The sequence below is a fragment of the Bacillota bacterium genome (genome assembly GCA_013178305.1).
GTDB lineage: Bacteria > Bacillota > Sulfobacillia > JABLXB01 > JABLXB01 > JABLXB01.
This window is the reverse complement of sequence record JABLXB010000003.1, coordinates 87,324-110,689: the sequence shown is the minus strand read 5'-3', so window position 1 is coordinate 110,689 and position 23,366 is coordinate 87,324. Positions and strand designations below refer to the sequence as shown.

Genomic DNA, 23,366 nt, shown 5'->3' with positions numbered 1-23,366 from the left:
ACTTGTCCCCGTCGATAGCCTGTATGACTGCGTCGCGGACCTCGCCGGGGCTGAGGCCATCCGTTTCGATGAATATGTCGCAGTGCGCCCTCGCGTCCTCAAGCCGCCGCCGTTGCTCCTCGAGGTGCGCCGGCCCCCAGGGGATCGCCCGCCTCCCGGCCGCCGTTTTATACGAACAGTCGAGTACGACGAGGAAGTCGGGCTGGCGTAAGGCCCACATCCTCTTCGCGGACGAGTGCTCCTGGGCGACGCTGTAAGCCTGGTAGCCCAGCTCCCTGAGGGAGGCCACGAGCGTTGTCTTTCCTGACGAGCACACCCCGGCCACTGCGACCTTCATAGTCTTCCCTCTGCGCTACAGGGGGTCTACATCGCAAATCGGGCCGACATGGTTCTGACCTTGTGCTCCTGTTCGAGGGCCGAGACGCCCAGCGCGACCACGGTCATGTCATCCTGTGGCATGTTCCGGTCGCGCTCGAGCGCCATCCCGAGAAGGCGCCCCGCGAGATCCTCGGCGGCCTCGGGCCCGAACCCCCTTATGAGTCCGGCGGCCGCAGCCGCCGCGTCGCCGAGTCCCGACTTGACCCCGGAGTACAGCACCCCGTCGGTGAACGTCGCCACCAGAAGGCCCGGCGCGAGGGGGACCTCGGAAATCGACGGCTTCACGGCGTCCTGCATCCCGATCGGGCAGGCCTCCTCGGAAAGGACGTCAAGTCCACCTCCCGACAACACGTACACAGGCACGGCCGAATTGCGGGAGATAACCATCGTGCGGGATCGCAGGTCCACCGAGAGTATCGTGAGCTCGCACGAGACCTTGCCGTCACGAAGGGCAAACAGGACGTCGTGCACCGCCCTGGCGACAGCGCCGTCTCGCGCGCCTTCGGATATCAGTGATATCGCCCTGGACACGACGAGGTTCGATATCCGCTTGGCCGCCGGACCGCTTCCCTGGCCGTCGGCCATCACAACCGAAAACCCGCCCTTGCGGCGCTCCACGACCTCGAGCGTATCCCCGCTCTCGGATACCCCGAACTTGGGCACTTTGGCTACCCCGACGTGGATCTGCACGGAATCACCTCCGGCCGTTCGACAGGACTCGGAGGAATGCGTCCACCACCGCCGGGTCGAATAGAGTGCCCCTGCCCTTCTCGATTTCCGAGACAGCCTGCTCGACCGGCGTAGCCTTTCTGTACGGCCTGTCGTTCGTCATGGCGTCGAACGCGTCCACCACTCTTATGATCCTGGCCCCAACTGGAATATCATCCCCCGCCAGGCAGTCCGGGTACCCGCTCCCGTCGTAGTTCTCATGGTGGTGGCGGAGGAACGCCGTACTGTGCCTGTATATCTTCAGCTTGCCGGCGATCTCCGCGCCTATCTGGGGGTGTTCCCTGACCTGCTCCCACTCGTCCTCGCCCAGACGACCGTCCTTGAAGAGCACCCTGTTCGAAAGACCTACTTTGCCGAGGTCGTGTATTCTGGCGGCAAGGTGGATCTTCTCGATGAGCTCGTCCGGCAGGTTCATCTCACGGGCTATCTTCGCGGCCCAGTCGGCGACCCTGAGCGAATGGTCGTACGTAAAATCGTCGCGCCGGTCTATCGAGTCGGCGAGCGCCTCAACGGCAAGTCGCGTTTCCGTCTGCAAGTCAATGTAGTCTTTTATCCCCGTATACACGATCGCTATCGGCAGCAGGAGGAGTAGAAGGCCGAATGCGTCGCGGCTGTAAACGGACGCCATAAGCATACCGAGGGATGCCAGGGCCAGGTACTGGAACAGGTACACCCCCGTCTGGGACAATACCGTCTGGAGCAGCGGACGTCCCTCCGCCAGCGCGAAGGCGGTGCAGATCAAGACTACGTTGAGAAAGTAATACACAAGTGTCGCCAACGTGAACGCAGGAAGGTCGGTTATCAGCGCCGTCCTTGGGTAGCCGAACGCCGCTGAGCGGTAGATAAGTCCGGCTGCACCAACACAGATGATGTACTGCGCAGCATTGAACGCCGTCTTGAACACCGGCCGCCTCCCGGCGAGGTCCGCTATTATGCTACAAATCGCTGAAATAAGGGCGGCGATCCAGGGCTGGAAGAGTATATACGACGCGGACTGGAACACAGGTGACACCGAGACGTACCAGTGTTCGGCGACCTGCACGGGCTTGAGCTCGGCAATGCTATTGAGGACTACGAAAACGAGCGCGCCGGCAAACTCCCGGGGGTTCGGAATGGACGGCTTCAAACATGCCAGCAGGAACATGACGCTGCCCAACGTGACAGTAAGGACGTATATTCGAGCTTGATAGGGTAGTCTGCGCATTGTCGGCCTCGGTGTCTATTGTTAGGCCAGGCCGGCGTCAACCCCCCCCTAAATCAAAGGCGGGCTTAGCCCCACTTATGGAACGCGCCGCTTGTCAAAGCAAGCGACAGCATTGCGAGGCAAATAGCGACTATGCGCCACCTCACGGGAGCCACCTCCAAGGACGGATATCCTTGTTCCGCTCGTGCTGCCGCCGGCCTGGGCCTCAATGCAAAATTCGCCAACAACCACTAATAACCTGCCAATTCATCACGTATGCCTCAGAATGCGACGGGGCCGCGCTTGGCGGCGCGAAGCGTCCGCTGGGCGAAGATGAAGGCGCCCAGCGCAATGAGCACATCACCCACGCTGAACACGTTCGGTGTCGGAAACGGTGGCGGGACGAAGAATATGTCGCCGAAGAACCACAGCCTGGTCTGCTGGTGGATCAACACCGAGTTATGGTGCGGGCCCGACGCCAGCGCCTTCAGCACCGGAAGCATTCCCGCCCCCGCCAGGGCGGACGTGGACGCCGGCATGTAGCCCCCGTTGAGCGTTATCACGAGCGTGTTGCACGCCGTTCCCAACCCCATGACCTTCATGCCGGGTATGTCGAGGTTCAAATAGATGAACGCCCCCGAGAACACGTAAGTCAACACGTGAATGTACGGTACCGCGTCGCGGAGGGTCATCCTTACCGGTTCGAACAGGAATACGGCGATCTGCACGACGAGCGGCGCAAACGCGAGCCACAGGGAGTTGACCTTCAGGGCGGCCAGCCGCGAGAGGTTACCGCCCCTGAGCAGCGCTATCGCCACGGAGACGATGAATGCCTCGGCGATTATCACGCCTCACACCGTCCTTCGGGAAGCCCTCTTGATGGCCGCCTGGTGCGCGAGCTCTTCAATAGTGTCATCGAGGAAAACCGAGAGCGTTTCACCGTAACGGCGCTCGACGGCCCTGGAGATGAACCAGTCGGTGAGCCAGGGGTTCTTCGGCAGGAGGCTTCCGTGGAGGTACGTCCCCACCGTGTTCACGTAGACGGCGCCCTCGAACCCGTCCTGGCCGTTGTTGCCGTATCCGCTCAACACGCGGCCGAACGGCCTGACCTTCCCCCCAAGGAAAGTCCTGCCGGAGTGGTTCTCGAAACCGACCACCGTACGGGGTGCGCCGCCGAGGTCGCTCTCGACCACGGCATTGCCTATCATCCGCCTGGCGCCCGCCTCCGTCCACACGTCGAGCACCCCGATACCCTCCAAAACCTCGCCGCCACCCGTCTTATAGTACTTCCCCAGGAGCTGGTACCCGCCGCATACAGCCAGGAACGGGACTCCGGACTCCACCGCATCCGCGAGCGGGCCGCCCTTGACGTTCTTGAAGTCGACGCAGATCTGCTTCTGTTCGCGGTCCTGGCCGCCGCCCATGAAGATGATGTCGTATTGGCCGGAATCCATGTTTCCCAGGGACACCTGCTCGACGACCGGCTCGATACCGTGCCACGAGACCCTTCTCGTCAGCGCGATTACGTTGCCCCTGTCGCCATACAGGTTCATCAGTTCCGGGTAGAGGTGGCAGATGGTCAGTCTCTTGATCGCCCGCACCTTCGCTCGCCCCGCAATCCGTTAATCGTTCCAGAACATGCGCGCGTACCCCATCCGGTGGATTATCTCGCGCATCTCGAGCATCGCCGTATACGTTGGGAGGACGTACAGCGTGGAACCAGGGGCAGTCCTCTCAAGTCCAATCTCGAGCGCCCTCTTGAGGTCGTTTTCGATCCTTAGCGCCGAGGTGTCGACTCCCGCGTACTTCAGGCGGACGGCCATGTCCTCCGCCCTGATGCCGGAGGTGATTATCGACTCCGCGTTCGCCCCGCCGGCGAACCGCTCGAAGTCAACGTCCCAGAGCCAGGAGACATCCGTGCCGTCAGCGTAGTTATCGTTTATACAGATCACGACGTGTTTTCTGCCCGGGCCTTCAACCACCGTCCTGATTACCTCGTTGAAGCCCGCGGGGTTCTTGACGAGGGCGAGCAGGACGGACTTGTCGCCGATCCTGATCGACTCCATACGCCCGAACGACCCCGCGTAGCCTTCAAGTCCCGCGCGGATGTCATCCAGGCTGAACCCAAGCGAGAGGCAGCACGCCGTCGCAGCAAGCGCGTTGTAGGCGTTGTACAGGCCCGGCACTGGGAGCGGCAGGACCAGGTCCCCGGCCGGAGTCTCAACGGCAAGGTGGGAAGTCGCACCCAACGGCTGGTAGCGTACGAGACGCACCTGTGGGTCCGGCCGCTGGTACCCGCAAGACGGGCACCGGTAGATCCCCACGTGCGCGTAGAACACCCCGTCGTATTCATACGGCGAACCGCACAGCAGGCAGTTCTTCACATCGGCGGCCTGCACCCCGTCTCCGGTGAAAAGCGACCTGTCTTCAACCCCGTAGTACGCCACGTCGAGGTCGCAGTCGCGGCCCAGGCTGGCCACGAGGGGGTCGTCGGCGTTGAGCGCCGCGAATGACCCCGCTGGCATCACCTGGAGACCGCGCTTTACCAGGAGGACTGTCGTCGCAAGCTCGCCGAACCGGTCGAGCTGGTCGCGGAAGAAGTTGGTGACGACCGCCCTCCTCGCGCGGACCTCGGTCGTCGCCGCGGGCATGGTCGCCTCGTCGACCTCGATCACTCCGAGGTCCGCCCTGAGCCTGCCCGCCAGATCGCACGACTGGATGAAGGCCGACGTCACACCATAAATGAGGTTCGCCCCCGAGCGATTGTTCGTAACGCGGACACCGGACAGCGACGCCACGGCGCTGATCATCCTCGATGTCGTGGTCTTGCCGTTGGTACCGGTCACGACGACGTTCCCGAGTCTCGACTGCGCGGCCATACGGGTCAGTACGTCCGGGGACAACTTGCAGGCGACCCTGCCGGGGAACGTCGAGCCACCCTTGCCCAACAGCCGGCTGACAAGTATTATCGCTTTCCCCGCCCACAGGGCGAGAATGCTTCTGAGGTTCATACGAAGATTATATAAGAAGGCTTGCGCTGGGACAACGCACTTCCGGCGGCGCGGGCGCCGGCGGTGGTGCCGCCGGTGGTGCCAGCGGCTGAGATGGCGGCTGTGCCGGCGGCAACGCCGGTGGCGCCGGCGGCTCTCTGGCAGGCGTGGTGAGCGGCGCGGGTGCCGGCGGTGGCTCCTCCCGGATCACGTCGAACTCGTACCCCATCGATGCCACTGCCCTGATGATGGCGGGCAGGGCCTCGGCGGTCGCTTCGTGACCGCGGCCGTCGTGCATCAGTATTACCGCCGGCGATGCCAGGCGGCTCCTGGCCTCCAGTTGATTTCGAACCGTCTGTGCGATCTCCACGGCGGTGGGCGCCGGTACGCTCGTGTCCCCCGCCGTCACGTTCCAGTCGTGGGTCGAATAGCCGGCCTCCTCAATAGCCCTCCGGAACTCCGGGTTCAGGCGGCCGGATGACCCCCCGGGCGGGCGCGAGGCCGTTCCCTTCGTCCCGGCGATCCTGCGCAACGCTCTCGACGTGGCCTCCAGTGACGATACGTACGCCTCCGGGGACGAGTAGACCTCCGAATACCTGTGCGTGTAGGTGTGGTTGCCCAGCGCGTGACCCTCCGCTGCGATGCGCTTCACGATTCCGGGGAACGCGTCGGCCCGCCAGCCGACCACGAAGAAGGTCGCCTTCACGCCGTATTCCTTGAGCACGTCGAGCATTTGCGGGGTGACCCCGGGGTTCGGGCCGTCGTCGATCGTCAGGTACGCCGGCCTCGCGCCGCCGTACCGCTTCGCGGCGGGGAATTCCGTCGCCTGCGCGGCGCTCGCGGGCGCGGATGGCTGAACCTCGACCGCCAACGAGAGCGCCACGTTGCGGGTCGAAGGCTCCCACTTGTAGCCTATCTTGAAGGCCGCGCACACGAGGCCGAGGGGCGCGCGAAACGAGTCACCGTCCGCAGCGCAGGCTGGTTGGCACTCCACCAGGTCACCGCCGACCAGAGCATACGGCCTCTTATCGAACAGTACTGCGTATCGCGGCTGCGAGTCCCCGGAAACGGTCGCTCCAGGCGGGCCGCCAGCGTTGACCTGGAGCCTGGCCTCCGGAGGCGTGAGTGACGCGGGCGGGTCCGCGAGTTCCCGTATCTCGATCCCTCCCGCCCACTGGCACCACCGCGCCGTCAACCCCAGGGGACCCAGAAGTTCGACTATGTTCACCACCACCGCCGAGTCGTGGAGTTCGGGGGTCGTCCGCAAAGGGACGGGGACTCCCTGGAACGTGACGGTGACGAGCATGTTCTCCGGCGGTGCGGCGGCCGCCGGTTGCGCCGGCGACGGTAACGGCGGAGGTGGCGGAGTGGACTGGTCCGCAGGCCGCGCCGGCGATGTGGGCTGCGGCGCCGCGGGCGGCGGGCCGGGTTGAGGCGTCGGCGCCGCCGGGGCCGGTATGGGCGCGGGCGCGGCGAGCACTGCAAACGCCAGCGCCAGGCCCACCAGCGAATCCGCCAGGATGCGGCGTTTCCGCACCATGCCCACCCCCGCTCAGCCTGTCGAGGGGACCTCGGCCCCCGGTAGTCAGGTTATGAGCCGGCGAGCCGCGCGCAGACCGCGCACCACCCCGCAGCGGGCGTCTTTAGCCCGGCCGCGCCGCATAGGATCGGTTGACAGTCGAGGGGGGTGCCCAGGGGGGTTCACTATGGGAGTCTGGAAGGTTCTGAAGGCGGGCTTGATATGGGCGCTGTGTTCAATGCCGGGAGCATGCCTCGCGCTGGGGGCCGTGGCCCTTGACCGGTACCGTGGCGGCGTGTACCCCGGGCGTTTCAAGGCTCTAACCCCTTGAATACAGGGCCTCCTCGTACTCGGGGTTCACGATGAACTTGCCGGACACCAACACCTCATAGTCCCACGGGTGGATTACCACTCCGGCCGATTCGAACCCGTAGTGGTTGGGCTTCCATTCACCGGTCCTGGCGTGGATGGCCGCCGTGCGGACTTTTCGCGCGCCCTTCTTGTGCGCGTCCTTGGCAGCCAGCCTGAGCGTCTCGCCGGTTTCGCTGCGCTCGTCGACTACGAGTACCCGCTTCCCTTCAACCTCGTCGGGAACCGGGACGAGCACCTCAGGCTTCTCGCGAACGATGGCGCCCTTACGGCGCCTGGAGAGCGCCACAGGGTACATGTCGAGGCGGAGGACGGAGGCTATTATCGCCGCGGGGATCAGGCCGCCGCGAGCAATGCCTATGACCATGTCGGGGTCGAGTTCCTCGTGGATCTTGACCGCAAGGTCCCTGCATATCTCCATCACGTCGTCCCACGAAAGCTGGACGATGTCCCCCTCGAAATCACCCGGCAAACCGCCACCCTCCTCGGGAAGCCGAACGATCTCATTTTACCCCATGGCGTCCCGTAAGGGCAAACAACTCGCGGCGTCTGGAGTCTGTCGAGGAAAAGCGGGTCGGCGAACGCCTCGCCGCACGCCGTCTGACCGCTCGCAGTCTCCACCCTTGCCGCCCTGCCGCACCCAGTCTGCGGGGATCATGCCTCACCCCCCGCTCCCCGGGAGGGGCATTATGTCTCGCTTATCCTGCGTGTACGCACGGTTCTGCTCAATAACCGTGCTGCAGAGCACGATTCGCGCCGGCATTCGTGCGCCACAGCACGAATTGCCCCCAATCGTGCGTGCACGCAACATACCTGCAGAGTCTTATGCGCCCACGCACGATACGACGGGCACCATAATGTGTTCCAATGTGTTCCGCTCGTAGAGAACCATCCCGTCACTATTCCGCCGGGCGCCGGCCCGCCTTGACTTTGCTCATGCCGGCGGCCAGGCAAGCGCCGCGACCGGATCACCGCGCCGCAGTCAGCAGGCCGGTCAGGTTGAGCGCGTACACATCGCCCGACATTGTACACGCGTACGCCGTCTGACCGGACACGGCTATGCGTGCGAAGACGAACCCGTCTCCAACCTGCAGCACGACGGGTTCAGGAGCCGCGCCGGCGGCCGCGTCGTTCGCCGGCTGGGGGGATTCCGGCGAACCCGCAGCGGGGTCGCGCCGCGACTGCAGGCTCAGGAAACGCACCTGCCCGGTCGTCGTCCCGGTGATGAACCGTCCTGCCGGTCCGGGAACGGCCGATGAATCGAGGCACGGTCCGCCACCCTTGATTACGCCCTTGACCACACCTGAGTCCCTGTCCAGGAAGTGGACGGTGCCGGACGAGTCTGTGACCACCAGCTCCCCCTCATGGAGGAAAGGTTCGGAGTAGCCGGCGTTGACCGCAGCCCGCCAGAAGATCGAACCCGTCGCCTGGTCGATGGCAGCGACGCCGTAGCCGCCCGACTTCGCGTTCGCAGGGGATGTGACGTACAGCACACCGTTTGCAGCCAGCGGCCTGCCGGTCGCGGCCGAATAGTACGGCGAGGCGTCAATGACGGTCGTCCACTGCAGTTCGCCGGTCGCCTCGGACATCGCGTGGACCTTACCATCCCAGGCCCCCACGAACACCCTGCCGGCGTCCACGGACGGCATAGACCTGATGGCGCCTCCGAGGCGCTGTTTCCACGCCGGTTTGCCCGTGGCGGCGTTGATGGAGTGCACCCAGCCCAGCGTCGTGCCGGCTAGTACACGCCCGCCCGAAACCACAACTCCGCCCACAACGGACGAGTCGACCGGATACCTCCACCTCTGGGTGCCCTTCCGCAGGTCGATACAGTAGATGGACCCCGCGGCAGTCCCAAAATACGCCTGTTGCCCCACAACGGTGATGCGGCCTGGCACGCCGCCGTCCGCCTTGAACTGCCACTTCTGGCGACCATCGCTACGGCGGAGCGCTGTGACCAGGCCGTCGTTCGAACCGAAGAGGATGAGATCCGGCAGGACCGCCGGCGAACCCTGCACGCCTCCCCGTCCACTGTACCTCCACAACACCCGCCTGGCCGGGGAGGCCGCGGTCCGGCCCGCCGGGGTCCTGTCGACGGTGACCTCACACCGTCCTATCCAGGCATCTCCGTTTTCCGCCTCGACCCGCACGTAGATGTTGTGCACTCCCTCCGGCAACGAGGAGGCCTGATCGCAAGCGGAATACATAGCCGTGCGGACCGGCGGCCGGCCCGCGGAGACCACTGTGAGGTCCTTCCACGGCCCGAGGTCCACCCGGTATTTCGCTGACACCGGCGAGACGCCGGACACCTCCGCCTTGACCTGCAATTCCTTCTGCGCGATAGTCGCCTGGACCTTGACGGGCGCCCTCGACCCACCGGCCGCTCCAAGGCCGACCGTGGCCACGACGGAGGGGTCCGCGCCAACCGCCTTCGAGAAAACGGTCATGTCGCCGCCGTCAACACGCACGGTCAGGTACTGGCCGTCCATGGCGGCGGGGGCCATGAAACAGGGGATGCCGTTGACCGTCCACTTCAGGGTCGAATGGCCGTGGCCGGTAAACACCGCCTTGACGTTGAAGGGAGCCACCGCTTCGAAGAAATCGTAGTCGTTGTCGATGAAGCGCGATACCGAGTACCCGATCGGATGGTGGCTGAAGATGACCGCGGGCTTTCCCGCGGCGCGCTTGAGGTCCTGCTTGAGCCAATCGAGCATGTACTTCTCCAGGTGGCCGTACGTCTCGCCGTCGACGGACGTGTCCAGGAACACGAAGTGGATCCCCTGGTAATCAAACGAGGTGAACGTCTTTCCGAGGGCGTACCTGAAACCGCTCTTGCCGGCGTCGCCCCACTTGCTCTCGTGGTTACCGGGGACACCGTATACCGGTCTTCCTGCTGTAGCGAGCGTTTCCTGATACCTGGCGTACTCGTCCCTCGTCCCGAACTCCGTCATGTCCCCGCCGTGGGCAATGAAGGCAGCCTGCGCGCCCAGCGCGAGGCCGTGCGCACGGATGTCATCCGGAATGGCGGTGGACCACTTGTTGCCCTGGGGTGAACCGAGGTGCGAATCCGAAACGAACGCGAACCAGAACTTCGGGGCCGGCGTCGTGCCCGGGGCTGCCCAGGCGGGCGCGGCAGCGCCCAGTATCAGAATACCTGCCAGTACTCCCAGCGCGAAGCGCCGGGCGGCGCGGGCGAATCTACGGGTAAAGTGTAAACTCATGGGAAGACCTCCGCGGTGATGTTGGCACACTACACCATTCGACGTCCGGTGCTGGAACTTGTTCCAGCTCCAGCCGGAATGACGGAGGCCAGGACCATGCAAGCGATTGACGTAGCCAGCGCGGGGAATACCACGTCCTCGCCGGGGCGCAGGATGAGGCTGAGCACCATGGCGGCCATGCCGCCCAGCATACCGGCGATGCCGGAGTGGCGTCCGACCCGTTTCCCGAACACGATGCCGCCGATGAACGCCGGCGTGACCGTGGCAACCCTCAGCCCCATGGACAGGAACGCCCAGTCGAGGATGAAAGCGGGCTTCGCCATGCAGCCGGCGAACACGCCCGCAGCCAGGGTCGTGAACACGGTGGTGCGCGCGACGAGGAGCCGGAATTCAGAACCGAAGCGGGCCTTGATGCGGTCGTACGCCTCCTGGCCGAGGAGGTCGTTGGAGACAAGTGAGCCGATACCGAGCGCGATTCCGGACGCCGACCCGAGGACTGCTATGAACAGCGCCCCCAGGGCGATCCCGGCGAGCAACGGTGGAAACCGGCCCAGGATCAACGACGGCAGCACCTGCGCTGCGTTTGCCGACGGGTTTGAAACACGAACGGCGAGGCCGGCGAACACGGAGAACACGCCCAGGATCGGGCTCATCACGGCCGCGATGAGCGTGCCGCAGCGCGACACCTCGTGGCTTCGCGCCGACGCCAGAATCTGCACGTAGACCTGCGTCCCGGCGACGCCGAGCGCCGTCCCGATACCCGCGCCGAGGTCGATCCAGAGCCCGCGGCCGAAAAGGCTGAACCATGGGTGCGGAGGCAGTGACCCCACAACGTGTGCCACACCGCCCGCACCTGCCACGGCGGCGGCCGCGGAGCCCACGATGGTGAGCGAGACGAGCGCCACCTTGAGCACTCCGACGGTGCCCGCACCCCAGACGCCGCCGGACACGACGTAAGCCGCAGTCGCTCCCAGCGTAATGGCGCCAAGCGCCGCCGCCGGAAGACGCGACACGGAAGAGAGTATGGCGAGCGCGGAGAGTACGTTAGGCACTATGGTGAGACACATGGCCGGCAGGAGGATCAGGCTGGCAATCAATTTGGTCCTCGGGCCGTACGCCCGTTCGAGGAAGTCGCCGATCGTGGACAGCTTGTGACGGTGCAGGCCCGGAGAGACCACAAGGGCGAGAATCACACAGCCGGCGCCCATGCCGAGCGCCCACCACCACGCCGCAAAGCCGTACTTGAAAGCCATTTCGGCGGTGCCTATCGTGCTTGAACCGCCTATGAGGGTTCCGAGCATCGACCCGGCGATCATGCCCGGCCCCATGCTTCGCCCGGCCACCAGGAAATCGCCGGCTGACTTGACACGCTTGCCGGAATACAGGCCGACTATCACCACGAGAGCGATTGTCGTGGCGACGCCGGCCCAGTGTAGCGGGTTCAGTATCAACGGACAGTCCTTCTTCCCCCGGGGACGCTCACGCGGTCACCATGGCCGGCGGGAGCCGTCCACAGCGCCACCCGCAACGTCACCGGTAGTAGGTCACGAGCCCTATGCTGCCCGGCCCCGCGTGCGTCCCGATCACGGGCCCCGCTTCCGCGACGTGGACCTCGACGGGCTGCAGCCTCCCGACCACTTCCTCCTGGAGCCGCCCGGCGGTCTCCCTGGCGGCGGCGTGCATGATTCCGCAGACCGCGCGGGCGCCCTTCGGCACGTAGGCCACCACGTGATCGACCATCCGGGTCACGGCCTGGCCGAACCCCCTGACCTTGTCGACCGCCAGAATGGCGCCATGGTCGACGGATATCACGGGCTTGATGTTCAGTATGGACCCGAGGAAAGCGGCCACCTCGCCGATCCTCCCGCCCCGCTTCAGGTATTCCAGGCTCCGCAGGACGCAGAGAAACCTGACCGACTTCATCACCGACCCCACGATCCTGAGCGCTTCATCCTTGCCGCCGGACAGCGCGGCCCTCGCGGCCTCCAACACCTGTAGCCCCAGGCCCAGCGAGACACTGCCGCTGTCCACCACCTGGATATCGCCGCCGACAGCGTCTCTCGCCATGACGGCCGCGCGGTAGGTGCCGCTGAGTTTGGACGCGAGGTGGATCGAAATCACCGTGTGCCCCGCCCCCACGAGCTCCCTGTAGACGTGCTTGAATTCGCCCACGGAGGGCTGGGAGGTCGTTGGCAGGTTGCTCCTTTGCTGGAGTCTCCGGTAGAACTCGGACGGTAAGATGTCGACACCCTCGCGGTACGATTCCTCTCCCCAGGAGACGTACAGCGGTACGACGCGGATGTCGTATTCGTCGAGCAGTTCCCTCGAAAGGTCGCAGGTGCTGTCGGTTACGATTTTGACCCCCAAACGAACCACCCCGCCACACGCACTGTGCGAACACAGATGCGATATTCTAGTGTGGAGCGGCTTTTCCTCCTTCAGGCCTGCTCGTGCGGCCTCGCAGGAAAACAGGCGCCGCGGAGGGTATATTGCCGTATGTCAACTCTATTCAGGGGTGAGACATTTGAGTATCGTCCAGGCTTCAAGAGCGCTTGAAAAGCAGGTTATCGAATGGAGGAGGGCGGTTCACCGGAGGCCTGAGGTGGGCATGGACCTTCCAGAGACCTCGGCCTTCGTGAGGCGTGTGTTGTCGGAAATCGGCCTCCGGCCGTCGAATTCCGGCGCCGGCGTCGTTGCCGTGATCGATGGGGCGGCCCCGGGCAAGTGCGTCGCCGTGAGGGCCGATATGGACGCCCTTCCAATGCAGGAGGACACGGGTCTGGCGTTCGCATCCGAAAAACCGGGTATGATGCACGCCTGCGGGCACGACGCCCATGTGGCAATAGCGCTTGGTGTGGCGAAGGTGTTGAAGGATGAGAGACACTCGTTCCCCGGGGCCGTGAAGCTCATCTTCCAGCCCGCCGAGGAGGGTCCGGGCGGAGCCCTCCCCATGATCCAGGAAGGCGCGCTGGAGAACCCGAGGGTTGACGCGATAATCGCCTGCCACGTCGGTAACATATGGCCGGAAGCCAGGTCTACCGGCGTTATCGGCGTGCGCTACGGCACTATCATGGCATCCTGCGATAACTTCGCCATTCGCGTCAGGGGAAAAGGCGGGCACGGGGCGATGCCCCACCTGTCGGTGGATTCGGTGCTCGTGGCCGCGCACGTCGTGACCTCGCTCCAGTCGATAGTCAGTCGCGAACTCAAGCCGACGGCGTCGGGCGTCATCACGGTCGGGAAGATCAACGGCGGCTGCGCGGAGAACATTATCGCACCCGAGGTGCTGATGGAAGGCACCATACGCGCGCTCGACCCCGCCACCCGCGAATACCTCGACCGCCGCGTCGAGGAACTCCCGAAGGCCGTGGCCTCCTCGATGAGGGCGACCGCGGAGGTCAACGTGAACCGCGGATACCCCCCGACCATAAACAACCCCGAATTCACGCGGTTCTTCCAGGAGGCGGCGATCAGCCTGTTCGGCTCCGATTCAGTGCGCGAGATCGGTGAGCCCTCGATGGGCGCCGAGGACATGGCGTACTTTCTCGAGAGGGTGCCCGGGACGTATTTCGGCCTCGGGACGCATTCGGGTGACGACAGGACCTCTTACCCGCACCACCACCCGAAATTCGACGTCGACGAGGCCGCCCTGTGGAAAGGGACGGCGGTCATGGCGGAGACTGCGGTGCGGTGGCTCAAGTCGCAGGCGGGCTGAGGTGTCGCGAAGCGAGGAAAGGCCGGAACCCGTCCGGCCTTTCGCCTTTCTACAGGTATTGTCAGGCGGCGGATGGTCAGGAGGGGAATATCGCGATAACCTCGACCTCGACCTTTGCCCCTTTCGGAAGAGCCGCCACGCCCACGGTTGACCTGGCGGGAGGCTCCTTATCGAAATACGACCCGTAGACCTCGTTGAAGGCGGGGAACTCGCTCATGTCGGTGAGGAAGCAGAGCGACTTCACCACGTTCGAGAAATCCAGACCCTGCGAGCCGAGGACTACCTTGATGTTGTCCATGACCCGCTTCGTTTGCGCCTTTATGTCTCCCTCGACCAGCGTACCGCTGGCGGGGTCGAGGCCGATCTGGCCGGATGCGAACAGGAACTGGCCGGCCCTGACCGCCTGCGAATACGGGCCGACTGCGCCGGGCGCTCCGGACACGCCGTTGATTGCCTTCTTCGACAATACCCACACCCCCTGAGACGATTGTGAACCATCCGGTCCGGCGGCCACTGTGGCCGCGGTTCCGGGTCCGCACCACTATTCTCCGCGGCCGGAGAGGTTTTCCTTCATAAGAGGAATAGCAGGCTGCCAGCACGAACTTCAAACGACGGCGCCGCCGGGCGCCGGGGGTCAAGATGCCAGGCAACTGGAAAGGGGATATATGTCGATGAGGGCGGATTCGAGAACGCGCAACCTACCGGGAATTGGGGCGTTTCTGGCGGCTGTCGTCTGTATTAGCCTTGTGATGTCTCCGCTCCCGACGCCTTCAGCTGGAGCCGCGCCGGAGGAGCTGGGCGTGGAGGCCCCGGATGTTACGATACTCGTTAACGGTCGGGCGCTTACGTTCGACGTCTTCCCCAGGATAGCGAAGGGCAGAGTCCTCGTGCCCTTCAGGGCGATATTCGGAGCGCTGGGCGCCGACATCGAATGGGTGGAGGCCGAGCGCAAGATAATCGCCCGTAAAGGCTGGCTCACCTGCGAGATCGGCATCGGGAACCCGAGGGCGACGCTTAACTCCGATATGCAGGCCGTGATGGAAGTGCCGCCCGTGATCGTCAAGGACCGCACGCTCGTCCCGCTGAGGTTCGTGAGCGAGAGTCTCGGCGCGCTGGTCAGGTGGGACAGCGCGACGCGCACCGTTACCATCACGACGGCGAGCGAGAATGACGTGACGACGGCGCTGGACCACCCGCACGTCACGGTGTCGGACGCGTCCGGCGACTTCGTCGGGGGCGTCGAGGGCTCCCCCCCCGGGGGCACCTATACCTACACCGCCGCGGACATCTCGAAGATATCGGTGGCGACCAACAGCGACAACCTGTTCATCAAGGTCCAGTTCAACGGCGTAATACCGCAGGCCCCTGCGACGATCGAGGGTGGCAACACGGTCACGGGGCTGAGTCTCCGCATCGCCCTCGACACAGACCTGAATGGAGACACCGGTGTGAAGGCCTACAAGGGCGCGGAGGCGCTCCTGGCGTACGACGCCAACCTGCAGGCGTCGCGTGAGACCGCCTCGTTCTTCAGCGCCCCGTCAGGACCGGGATTCGGACGCCACACCATCGGCCGCATAGTTGGCGGCGGCATAGGCTACGGGTACGTCACACTCGCGTATTACCTGGAAGACCTCGGGTTGAAGAGGGGGAGCTCGTTCGACCTGTACGCCTGGTCGGTCGCCTCAACCCCCGAGTGGAAGTCGTTGGCTTTCGACGAGGCACCCAACCGGCAGCAGAAGGAGAAGTCGAGGGTAAACATCCCGTTCTAAATCGCCCCGCCTGGCCCCAGGGCGACCGGGGTTTGTTCACCAGTACCGGATACAGCGAGACCGGCCGGCATGCAAGCCGGCCGGTCGTTTCACTCGAGACGCGTCTACTTGCTCTTGGCCCGCCGGTACGGCACGGGGATGTAGTGAACCGACTGGCTACGCTGCACAGGCTGTGGGTAGTAATCCATCAGGTCGTATATCTCCCGCGGGAGCTCGCCGCATGCAGGAAGGCCCATCTCGCGGAGCTCGGCGCACGATATTGCGTAATCGTGCGTCCATTTACCCTCCGTGAACTGGGCCGCAACTGCCTCGGCCTTCTCCGGAGGCATCTTGTCGAGCAGGATCTCGTAGACCGTCTTGCGTACCTGGTCAATCGCCTTGCGGGAGACGTCCGCGAGGATGAGCGTCTTGTCGTCCAGCTCGTTCTTGTCCTTCTCCCCGACGGCCTTCACTATGGACACCGCGGGTAGGCCGTCGATCTGCGGGTCGACCGGTCCCAGCACGGCGTTGGGGTCCATGATTATCTCGTCTGCGGCGAGGGCGATCAGCGTGCCTCCGGACATCGCGTAGTGCGGCACGAACACCGTCACGGGCGCCTTGTGGTTGCTGAGCGCCTTGGCGATCTGGCCGGCAGCCAGCACGAGGCCGCCGGGTGTGTGCAGGAGGATGTCTATGGGCATGTCGGGCGGTGTCAGGCGGATAGCCCTGAGGATCTGCTCGGAGTCCTCGATGTTGATGTACCTGGATATCGGTATTCCGAGCAGGCTGACCGCCTCCTGGCGGTGGATCAGGCAGATGAACCTGGTCCCCCGTTTCTCCTCGATCTGCCGGATGAGCCGCACTCTCTGCGTTTCGAGGATTCGCTGCTTCACCATCGGTGACAGTATCGAGAAGAGAAAGAACACCCACAGGATGTTTGACAGGTTCATGGCTTCAGTCCTCCCGGAGAGGTCTCAAACGTTGCTGCATTGTGGAAGCGTATTCGGCACGGTGCGTGGAATGTCCTTGGCGGGACCGGTGGGAGCCGCCTGGGGTCAGCGCGTGGCCAGCACGATGAGGCCGACACCGGCCATGAGCAGGATCAAGCGCGTGGTGTTGAGCTCCGTCCGCAACCCCACCACCCCGATGAGCGTGGCGGCGACCAGCACGGTCGGGCCTACCAGGCCAAGCGCGGCGTTCAGCCTGACCGCGTTCCTGAGTGAACCCGCGCGCAGCATGTAGGCTGCCGCCAGGATCTCGACGGACCCCGAAAGTACCCTCAAGGCCACCATCGCGAGCAAGGACGCGTGTCTCGACAGCACAGCCACCCCCCTGATGGTGAGGATACTCGATTTCCCCGGATTCCATGATGGGCGGCTCCGTCGTAAGACTAGCGGTTGTCGATCTCCGACTTCAGTATCCGGTATCGCCTGATGCGGTTGTACAGGGAAGTCAATGATATCCCCAGAGTCATCGCCGCTTGCTTTTTCCCCGCGACACTCCAGCCGGCGGATCGCAGTGCGTTGACGATCGCCTTACGGTCTACCGCTCCACCAGGTCTGATACAGCGACAAGCAGGCGACTCACCTCGTCTAACGTGTTGTACGGAGCGACGCCTGCCCTGACGACACCGCCCTTGTCGGCGAGACCCAGCCTCTCGATGAGCGTCGTCGCGTAGAAGTCGCCGTCCCACACGAATACCCCGCGCGCGCCGAGATACTCCGCGACATCGCCCGGGGACTTGCCCTCGAGGCGAAATGCCACCGTCGGCGTGCGCCTGTCGTCGGCCGAAAGCCCGTACACCGTCACGCCCGGGATCGACTTCAGCCCCTTCATCAGCTCGACGAAAAGCGGGCGCTCGTGGGATTCGATTGCCTCGAACCCGGCGATCACCGCCTGCCTCCGGCTGACGCCCGCGCCGCACGACGCGCAGCAGGCGCACGCCCCGCCCGCCGCTGTCCCGGAGCCCAGGCTCGCGATGAAGTCGACCGCCTCGGTGACCCCCGCTATCCCCTCGTGGTTCAGCGTACCCGTCTCTATCTTGTACGGCGGCGCGGGGATCTGCGGCTTGACCTTGTAGGTATTCAGGCTCTCGAACGCGTCCTTACGGCCGTACAAGATGCCCACGTGCGGCCCGAAGAACTTGTACGCGGAGCAAAGGAGGAACTCGCAGCCGATGTCGGCCACGTCCACCGCCACGTGCAGAGCCGAGTGCACCGCATCGATCACGCAGGCGGCGCCCACGGAGTGAGCCAGGTCGGTGATCCAGCGCACGTTGTTGACGGTCCCAACCGCGTTCGAGGCGTAGCCGGCGGCGACCACCTTCGTGCGCCGGTTGACCTTCTCTTCGAAGTCCCTGTAGTCGAGCGTGCACGTGTCGGTGTTGACACGCACGGAGCGCACGACGATGCCGTTCTCCTCGAGCGCCAGCCACGGAGCCCTGTTGGCCTCGTGATCCAGGTCGGTTATGACCACCTCGTCCCCCGGCTTCATCGAACGCCCGAGCGCTCGCGACAGCATGTAGTTGAGAGTCGTCATGTTGTTGCCGAACGCCACCTCGTCCGGAGACGCGGCTCCGAGGAAATCGGCCATGGCCTGCCTGGCGCCGGCTATGATCGCGTCGCTCTCCTGCGATGTCTGGAACCTTCCCTCGTGGTTGGCGTTGGAACGCTCGTAGTACCGGACGACGGCGTCGATAACCCGCTGCGGCACCTGCGTGCCGCCCGGGCCGTCGAAGTACGCGGCGGGAAGGCCGTTGACCTCGAGGTCCAGCGATGGGAACTGGCGCCTGCACGCCCTGACGTCGAAAGTAACCCTCTTCACAACCGGATCCCCCTTGTGAGTTTCGCGGTGAGTTTGCCGTCGCACCCGGTAACCGCCACGACGGACCGGAGTACTGGGTTTCCCTGTTGCCCGCGCTTTTCCCTTCAATCCCCGGACGCACCTCCGGACCCCGTCCGCCCCTGCCGCGGAACCGCCGCCGCCCGCCGGCCGTCTTATTGAGTGGCAGAGAAACCTGCGTACGCAGGATTGGAGGGAACGTGTTTGGCGAAGAGAATCCTCGCTATCATCCTCATCTATGCGGTGACATCGGCGGCCTGGATGATGCTGGGCGGCCTCACGCACGAGCGGACGCAGTCCGCGAGGCGGTCGATGGAGGGCCGCGTGGCCGAGCTGTGGGGCACCAGCCACCGGCAGACCGCACCCGAGATTTACTACGTGGAGGACGCGGACGGGGCCGCCACTCCGGCCGCCCCAACCGTGCGGCCGCCCGAGAAGCCGGCGCCCGGCGCCGAGCAGAGACGGCGCGTCGAGCTTATCCCTGAGGCCAGCAACATCAAGGTCGGCTTCCACCTTGACCAGCGGAGGAAGGGCTTGCTCTGGTTCAGCACCTACTCGGTGGCGTTCGATGGGACCTACACCGTAAAGAACACGACCTCCGCGCCTCGGGACATAACGGTGGCTTTCGCGCTGCCCACCTCCGAGGCCATCTACGACGACCTGCAGTTCTATGCGGGCGAGTCCCCGGTCGAGGGGTCGGCCGCATCGCAAGGGAGGCTGGCGACCACCCTCAGCCTTTCACCCGGCGAGTCGCGGGACGTGCGTGTCGCATACCGGTCCAGGGGTCTCGACAACTGGGCATACGCGTTCGGCAAGGGCGCCACGCAAGTAAAGAACTTCCTGCTCGAAATGACGACCGACTTCAAGGCGATCGATTTCCCCGGAAGAACGATCTCCCCCAGCACGAAGGAAGAGATCCCCGGCGGCTGGAGACTGGTCTGGGACCACAAGAACCTGATCTCGGGGTTCATGGTCGGGATGGAAATGCCGAAGCGCCTCAACCCGGGGCCGCTGGCCAGCCAGATCAGCTTCTTCGCCCCGGTATCGCTGCTGTTCTTCTTCTTCGTGATATTCATCCTGTGCGTGGTCAGGGACATCCGCCTGCATCCAATGCACTACTTTTTCCTGGCTGCCGCGTTCTTCTCGTTCCACCTGTTGTTTGCGTACCTCGTCGACCACACAGACGTCAACCTTGCGTTCGCCCTGGCATCGCTGACCTCGGTTGCGCTCGTCGTGTCCTACCTGGCCGCGGTCGTGGGGCAGTCCTTCGCCTACCGCGAGGCGGCAGCCGCCCAGGTGATCTACCTGGTGCTGTTCTCGTACACGCACTTCTTCACGGGCTTCACCGGGCTCAGCGTCACCATCGTGGCTATACTCACCCTCGCAGCCGCGATGCGGCTCACGGCGCACATAGACTGGGACCAGAAGTTCAGGGGCGGGGCGTGAGGTTCGCTCGAATATAATCCAACCGTGAAGGAATACGGGGGTCCGGCGGCGAACCAGTGTACTGCATAGCTGCATTCTATTCCGCAATGCCGCACGATGGGTACGCCTGCGGATACGGAGGATTCCAGAGATACGGGACCGCGACAGGAGCGTAATACAATCTGTTGACAGGGCGCTCGACATCCTCGAATCGTTCGAGGAGGGACCCGGCGAGATCGGCGTAAGCGATCTCGCGCGGCGCCTGGGCATTCACAAGAGCACCGTGTTCGGCCTCCTCAACACACTGAGCCAGCGGGGGTACCTCGAGAAGAACCCCGAGACGGGCAGGTACCGGCTCGGACTACGCGTGTTTGAGGTAGGCAGCACGGTGCTGGACAGGATGGACCTCCCCGCCCTGGCGGGGCCCATTCTCCAGCGCCTCGTCGAGAGACACGAGGAAACCGTGCACCTGGTCGTGAGGGACGGCGGATACGTGGTGTACATAGCGAAACGGGAGAGCCCGCGGTCCATGCGAATAGTGTCGCAGGTCGGGAGGCGTCTCCCCTGCCACTGTACGGGCGTAGGCAAGGCCCTGCTCGCCTATCTTCCGGAAGAGGAACTGGAGGCCCTGGTCAGGGAGAATGGCCTCGCCAGGTACACGAGGAACACCATTACGGACATGGCCGCGCTCCGCGCCGAGCTGGCGAAGATCCGCGCGCAGAGTTACGCCATGGACAATGAGGAGATCGAAGAGGGGCTCCGGTGTGTGGCCGCTCCGGTCAGGAACCACACCGGCAAGGTGGTCGCCGCGATGAGCGTCGCCGGTCCGTCGTCGCGGATGACGCCGGAGAGGGTGTCCGAAATCATCGAGTCGGTAAAGGCCGCATCTTGGGAGCTGTCCCACAGGCTGGGCTTCAAGTAGGCGGGGCGACCCACGGCTGTCTGGTTTCTTTCCGTAGGCTGAATGCCGTACAGCGTACGGCATAGTCGTACATAAAGGCATGGCAACCAGAAACGCGGCAACGGGCACCGCCGGCAATGGACGTGGCGATATCCGGGATCCATCAAAAGAAAGGGCGTGAGAATGGAGGCACCCAACGATAGACCTGCAACGACGGGGTGTGCCGACCATGCGCCGGAATTCGTAACTACGAGGGAGGGAGAGGCGTGAAAGTAGTCACCATGTACCCCGAGGTCAACAGGGACAAATGCACGGGGTGCAGGACTTGCGAGCGGGTATGTCCCGTCCTCGCCATCAAGGTCGTGGATAAGAAGGCCACGGTCGACATGTCGAGGTGCAGGGGCTGCGCCGCCTGCGAGCAGAGATGCCCGGTATACGCCCTTGCAATGGTCAAAAGGGACGATCCATTTACCGTGCAGGTCAAGGTGCGCGACGAGATGCTCCCGCGCATCAAGGAGATCTGCGCCAGGGCCAGGATTAACCCAGAGTACATCGTGTGCTATTGCACCGCGACGAGGGCGGAAGAGGTCGTGGCGGCTATCCTCGAAGGCGCCGCCACGCCGGAGGAGATCTCGCTCGCCACGGGTGTCCGCACGGGCTGCAAAGTTGAGTGCATTCAGCCCGTCCTCAGGCTGCTCGAGGCGGCGGGCATAAAGCCCGCGAGGCCTGAGGGCGGCTGGCAGTGGTACGGCCGGACGATCACGGCCTTTGAGATCCCCCAGGCCGTGAAAGCCAAATTCTCAAAGCGCGGCTTCTACTTTGACGAGGACATCAAGCTGCTCGACAAGGTGGCCAAAGCGACGCCTACGAAGGAGGGAGCGGAATGAGACCTCCCATCAAACCGATGCCACCAAGGAAATCCCAGTACGGAATAGCGCCCGAACTCGTGAAGAAGAGGGTCGCAGACATGCCGGGGATAACGTCGCTGCTCGTCTCCGAGCTTTTTCCCGATAGCCCGAAGGTGGTATTCCCTGGTGATAGGGGCATTGAGGCCGTCCGCGCCGCAACAGAGGCCGCTCTCGAGAAAGTCGACATGTCCATGATCAAGCCCAACCAGAGCGTGAACGTGCTGACTTCCCACCACGGGTTCACCCTGGTCGGGGGCGAGCCGTTCGCCGAGATGCTCCGCACGATACGCGACGTGGTCGCCAGGCGCACCGGCTGCGAGAACATCCGGCTAAGAGCAGGTGTCGGGCTTCGTTTCAGGGAGACCGAGGAGTACATCAAACGGTTCAGACTCGACGAGCACTACAAGGGGAAAGCGAGCGGGATCGCGCCCATCGATGAGGGCATTCCTATCGAGACCGAGATAGGGACGCTGTACGGGATCAAGCGTGCGTACGACGCCGACTGGATCATCCACGCTCATAACAGCGACGTGCGCGAGGTTCACTTCCACAGGCAGGTCGACAAGGTAGTGAAGCCGTTCGGCATGTCGTACGCGAGGATAGAGACCAGGTCCACCTATCACCACAACATGGGCCCCAGGGCGGCGAACTTCACGGCAAGGGCCATATTCGATTCTCCATTCGTCCAGGACAAGTTCGCGTTCACCTCGTTCCTCGTGGCTTCTCCGAGCGGTGTGGTCGGAGTTGACGCCGACAACAACCTGTACGCGCTGAACGACAGGCTGACAGCGGCCGGCTGCGCGTTCTACGGGAAGATCATGACCCTGCTCGGGCAGATCGACGAGTGCATCGCGGTGCTGGACTTCCCCTGCCCCGTCCCGTACGTTTTCGCCGCGGGGGTCATCTACGCCAACTTCGCAGGAGCCAACGTAGACCTGTTCGACCTGGACAACGCGCTCCCCGCCTACACCTGGTACACCGAGGCGTTCTACGGGAAGGGCGGGCCACTGGTGGAGGAGGTGCCACCAGTCAATCCCGCGATCAAGATGTGCGTCCACAACTACGCGTGGGGCGGCTATCCGAGCGCGTTCTTCGCCGAGCATATCCCCACGGTCGTGGTCGGTCGCGAACAGGCGGACTTGATGAACCGCGACCCGCAAAACCTGACGTACATGAACTTCGCCACCATAGCGGACGGCACGGATGCCGCGATGAGGTTCGCCCGCGCCGTTACCGGCACGGACAAGATAATCATCTTCGACGGCGCCGCGGGCGGGATCAACGTCAGCGAATCGCTGGCCGGGCTCCTCGTGGCCAGGGCGCCCGAGATCGGCAGGCGCGTAGACCAGTACCTCCTGCCCAGGTGGCTGGAGCAGCGCGGAATGGACATTTCGGTTCTGAAGAACCTGAAGACGGCGTGAGTCGCGCCGGGCCGGGCC

Annotated in this window: 21 protein-coding genes and 1 pseudogene; 7 read left to right on the top strand and 15 right to left on the bottom strand. The window is 64.2% G+C overall.

The features are described 5' to 3' along the window. Nucleotides 1-22: 22 nt before the first annotated feature. The 7 genes and pseudogenes from HPY55_08245 to HPY55_08215 all read right to left on the bottom strand — a co-directional run bounded on the left by HPY55_08245 (nucleotide 23) and on the right by HPY55_08215 (nucleotide 6,817). Nucleotides 23-337 (bottom strand): annotated as a pseudogene (locus HPY55_08245) (hypothetical protein). A gap of 26 nt (nucleotides 338-363) precedes the next feature. Next, on the bottom strand, nucleotides 364-1,068 hold the full coding sequence (locus tag HPY55_08240) for a SpoIIE family protein phosphatase (protein ID NPV70617.1): 705 nt from the start codon (nucleotides 1,066-1,068) through the stop codon (nucleotides 364-366). Nucleotides 1,069-1,072: 4 nt separating this feature from the next. Continuing rightward, the gene (locus HPY55_08235) at nucleotides 1,073-2,311 is read right to left on the bottom strand and encodes an HD-GYP domain-containing protein (GenBank protein NPV70616.1); all 1,239 of its coding nucleotides are present in this window, start codon (nucleotides 2,309-2,311) and stop codon (nucleotides 1,073-1,075) included. A gap of 260 nt (nucleotides 2,312-2,571) precedes the next feature. Further along, nucleotides 2,572-3,138: a DUF5317 domain-containing protein gene (locus tag HPY55_08230; protein NPV70615.1), complete on the bottom strand. Its 567-nt coding sequence runs from the start codon at nucleotides 3,136-3,138 to the stop codon at nucleotides 2,572-2,574. A 3-nt stretch (nucleotides 3,139-3,141) separates the two neighbouring features. Beyond that, the gene (locus HPY55_08225) at nucleotides 3,142-3,882 is read right to left on the bottom strand and encodes a glutamine amidotransferase (protein NPV70614.1); all 741 of its coding nucleotides are present in this window, start codon (nucleotides 3,880-3,882) and stop codon (nucleotides 3,142-3,144) included. Nucleotides 3,883-3,912: 30 nt separating this feature from the next. Further along, a complete protein-coding gene (locus HPY55_08220; GenBank protein ID NPV70613.1) occupies nucleotides 3,913-5,301 on the bottom strand; it encodes a Mur ligase family protein in 1,389 nt (462 codons plus the stop codon). 7 nt (nucleotides 5,302-5,308) lie between these two features. Next, nucleotides 5,309-6,817 carry a polysaccharide deacetylase gene (locus HPY55_08215; protein ID NPV70612.1) on the bottom strand — a complete coding sequence of 503 codons (1,509 nt, stop codon included), beginning with the start codon at nucleotides 6,815-6,817 and terminating at the stop codon, nucleotides 5,309-5,311. Between the two features lie 169 nt (nucleotides 6,818-6,986). On the opposite strand from HPY55_08215, the gene HPY55_08210 reads away from it, so the two are divergent. Beyond that, the gene (locus tag HPY55_08210; GenBank protein NPV70611.1) at nucleotides 6,987-7,130 is read left to right on the top strand and encodes a hypothetical protein; all 144 of its coding nucleotides are present in this window, start codon (nucleotides 6,987-6,989) and stop codon (nucleotides 7,128-7,130) included. Here the strand turns inward: HPY55_08210 and HPY55_08205 are convergent. The 4 genes from HPY55_08205 to HPY55_08190 all read right to left on the bottom strand — a co-directional run bounded on the left by HPY55_08205 (nucleotide 7,119) and on the right by HPY55_08190 (nucleotide 12,756). After that, on the bottom strand, nucleotides 7,119-7,640 hold the full coding sequence (locus HPY55_08205; protein NPV70610.1) for a hypothetical protein: 522 nt from the start codon (nucleotides 7,638-7,640) through the stop codon (nucleotides 7,119-7,121). The genes HPY55_08210 and HPY55_08205 overlap by 12 nt on opposite strands. A 496-nt stretch (nucleotides 7,641-8,136) precedes the next feature. Further along, a complete protein-coding gene (locus HPY55_08200; GenBank protein ID NPV70609.1) occupies nucleotides 8,137-10,389 on the bottom strand; it encodes a PQQ-binding-like beta-propeller repeat protein in 2,253 nt (750 codons plus the stop codon). A gap of 29 nt (nucleotides 10,390-10,418) precedes the next feature. Then, the gene (locus tag HPY55_08195; GenBank protein ID NPV70608.1) at nucleotides 10,419-11,840 is read right to left on the bottom strand and encodes a sodium:solute symporter family protein; all 1,422 of its coding nucleotides are present in this window, start codon (nucleotides 11,838-11,840) and stop codon (nucleotides 10,419-10,421) included. A gap of 79 nt (nucleotides 11,841-11,919) precedes the next feature. Next, nucleotides 11,920-12,756, bottom strand: a complete 837-nt coding sequence (locus HPY55_08190; protein NPV70607.1) for a DegV family protein — start codon at nucleotides 12,754-12,756, stop codon at nucleotides 11,920-11,922. Here HPY55_08190 and HPY55_08185 point away from each other — a divergent pair. After that, the gene (locus tag HPY55_08185) at nucleotides 12,689-14,104 is read left to right on the top strand and encodes an amidohydrolase (GenBank protein NPV70606.1); all 1,416 of its coding nucleotides are present in this window, start codon (nucleotides 12,689-12,691) and stop codon (nucleotides 14,102-14,104) included. The two genes, HPY55_08190 and HPY55_08185, sit on opposite strands and share 68 nt — an antisense overlap. Nucleotides 14,105-14,180: 76 nt before the next feature. On the opposite strand, the gene HPY55_08180 is transcribed toward HPY55_08185, so the two are convergent. Continuing rightward, nucleotides 14,181-14,555 (bottom strand): RidA family protein, encoded by a 375-nt coding sequence (locus HPY55_08180; protein ID NPV70605.1) that lies wholly within the window; start codon nucleotides 14,553-14,555, stop codon nucleotides 14,181-14,183. A 349-nt stretch (nucleotides 14,556-14,904) separates the two neighbouring features. Between HPY55_08180 and HPY55_08175 the strand changes: the two genes are divergently transcribed. Continuing rightward, a complete protein-coding gene (locus HPY55_08175; protein NPV70604.1) occupies nucleotides 14,905-15,873 on the top strand; it encodes a copper amine oxidase N-terminal domain-containing protein in 969 nt (322 codons plus the stop codon). Nucleotides 15,874-15,977: 104 nt separating this feature from the next. Here the strand turns inward: HPY55_08175 and HPY55_08170 are convergent, their stop codons facing one another. The 3 genes from HPY55_08170 to HPY55_08160 all read right to left on the bottom strand — a co-directional run bounded on the left by HPY55_08170 (nucleotide 15,978) and on the right by HPY55_08160 (nucleotide 18,675). Then, nucleotides 15,978-16,802 (bottom strand): hypothetical protein, encoded by an 825-nt coding sequence (locus HPY55_08170; protein NPV70603.1) that lies wholly within the window; start codon nucleotides 16,800-16,802, stop codon nucleotides 15,978-15,980. A 105-nt stretch (nucleotides 16,803-16,907) separates the two neighbouring features. After that, entirely contained in the window at nucleotides 16,908-17,174 is a 267-nt protein-coding gene (locus tag HPY55_08165) for a DUF2619 domain-containing protein (GenBank protein NPV70602.1), read from the bottom strand. A gap of 220 nt (nucleotides 17,175-17,394) precedes the next feature. Next, complete coding sequence (locus HPY55_08160) at nucleotides 17,395-18,675, bottom strand: cysteine desulfurase-like protein (protein ID NPV70601.1); 1,281 nt, start codon at nucleotides 18,673-18,675, stop codon at nucleotides 17,395-17,397. Between the two features lie 222 nt (nucleotides 18,676-18,897). Between HPY55_08160 and HPY55_08155 the strand changes: the two genes are divergently transcribed. From HPY55_08155 to HPY55_08140, 4 genes are all read left to right on the top strand, one after another. Next, a complete protein-coding gene (locus HPY55_08155) occupies nucleotides 18,898-20,139 on the top strand; it encodes a hypothetical protein (GenBank protein ID NPV70600.1) in 1,242 nt (413 codons plus the stop codon). A 130-nt stretch (nucleotides 20,140-20,269) separates the two neighbouring features. Beyond that, complete coding sequence (locus tag HPY55_08150) at nucleotides 20,270-21,040, top strand: IclR family transcriptional regulator (protein NPV70599.1); 771 nt, start codon at nucleotides 20,270-20,272, stop codon at nucleotides 21,038-21,040. A gap of 245 nt (nucleotides 21,041-21,285) precedes the next feature. Continuing rightward, complete coding sequence (locus tag HPY55_08145; GenBank protein ID NPV70598.1) at nucleotides 21,286-21,906, top strand: 4Fe-4S binding protein; 621 nt, start codon at nucleotides 21,286-21,288, stop codon at nucleotides 21,904-21,906. Continuing rightward, entirely contained in the window at nucleotides 21,903-23,348 is a 1,446-nt protein-coding gene (locus HPY55_08140) for a hypothetical protein (GenBank protein NPV70597.1), read from the top strand. Before HPY55_08145 ends, HPY55_08140 begins: the two co-directional genes overlap by 4 nt. Nucleotides 23,349-23,366 lie beyond the last annotated feature (18 nt).

Bases quoted from the DNA above. Each gene is read 5' to 3' on its own strand.
- HPY55_08170 (NPV70603.1), bottom strand. From the start codon at position 16,802: ATGAACCTGTCAAACATCCTGTGGGTGTTCTTTCTCTTCTCGATACTG.
- HPY55_08140 (NPV70597.1), top strand. From the start codon at position 21,903: ATGAGACCTCCCATCAAACCGATGCCACCAAGGAAATCCCAGTACGGA.
- HPY55_08200 (NPV70609.1), bottom strand. From the start codon at position 10,389: ATGAGTTTACACTTTACCCGTAGATTCGCCCGCGCCGCCCGGCGCTTC.
- HPY55_08185 (NPV70606.1), top strand. From the start codon at position 12,689: ATGTCGTATTCGTCGAGCAGTTCCCTCGAAAGGTCGCAGGTGCTGTCG.
- HPY55_08220 (NPV70613.1), bottom strand. From the start codon at position 5,301: ATGAACCTCAGAAGCATTCTCGCCCTGTGGGCGGGGAAAGCGATAATA.
- HPY55_08235 (NPV70616.1), bottom strand. From the start codon at position 2,311: ATGCGCAGACTACCCTATCAAGCTCGAATATACGTCCTTACTGTCACG.
- HPY55_08210 (NPV70611.1), top strand. From the start codon at position 6,987: ATGGGAGTCTGGAAGGTTCTGAAGGCGGGCTTGATATGGGCGCTGTGT.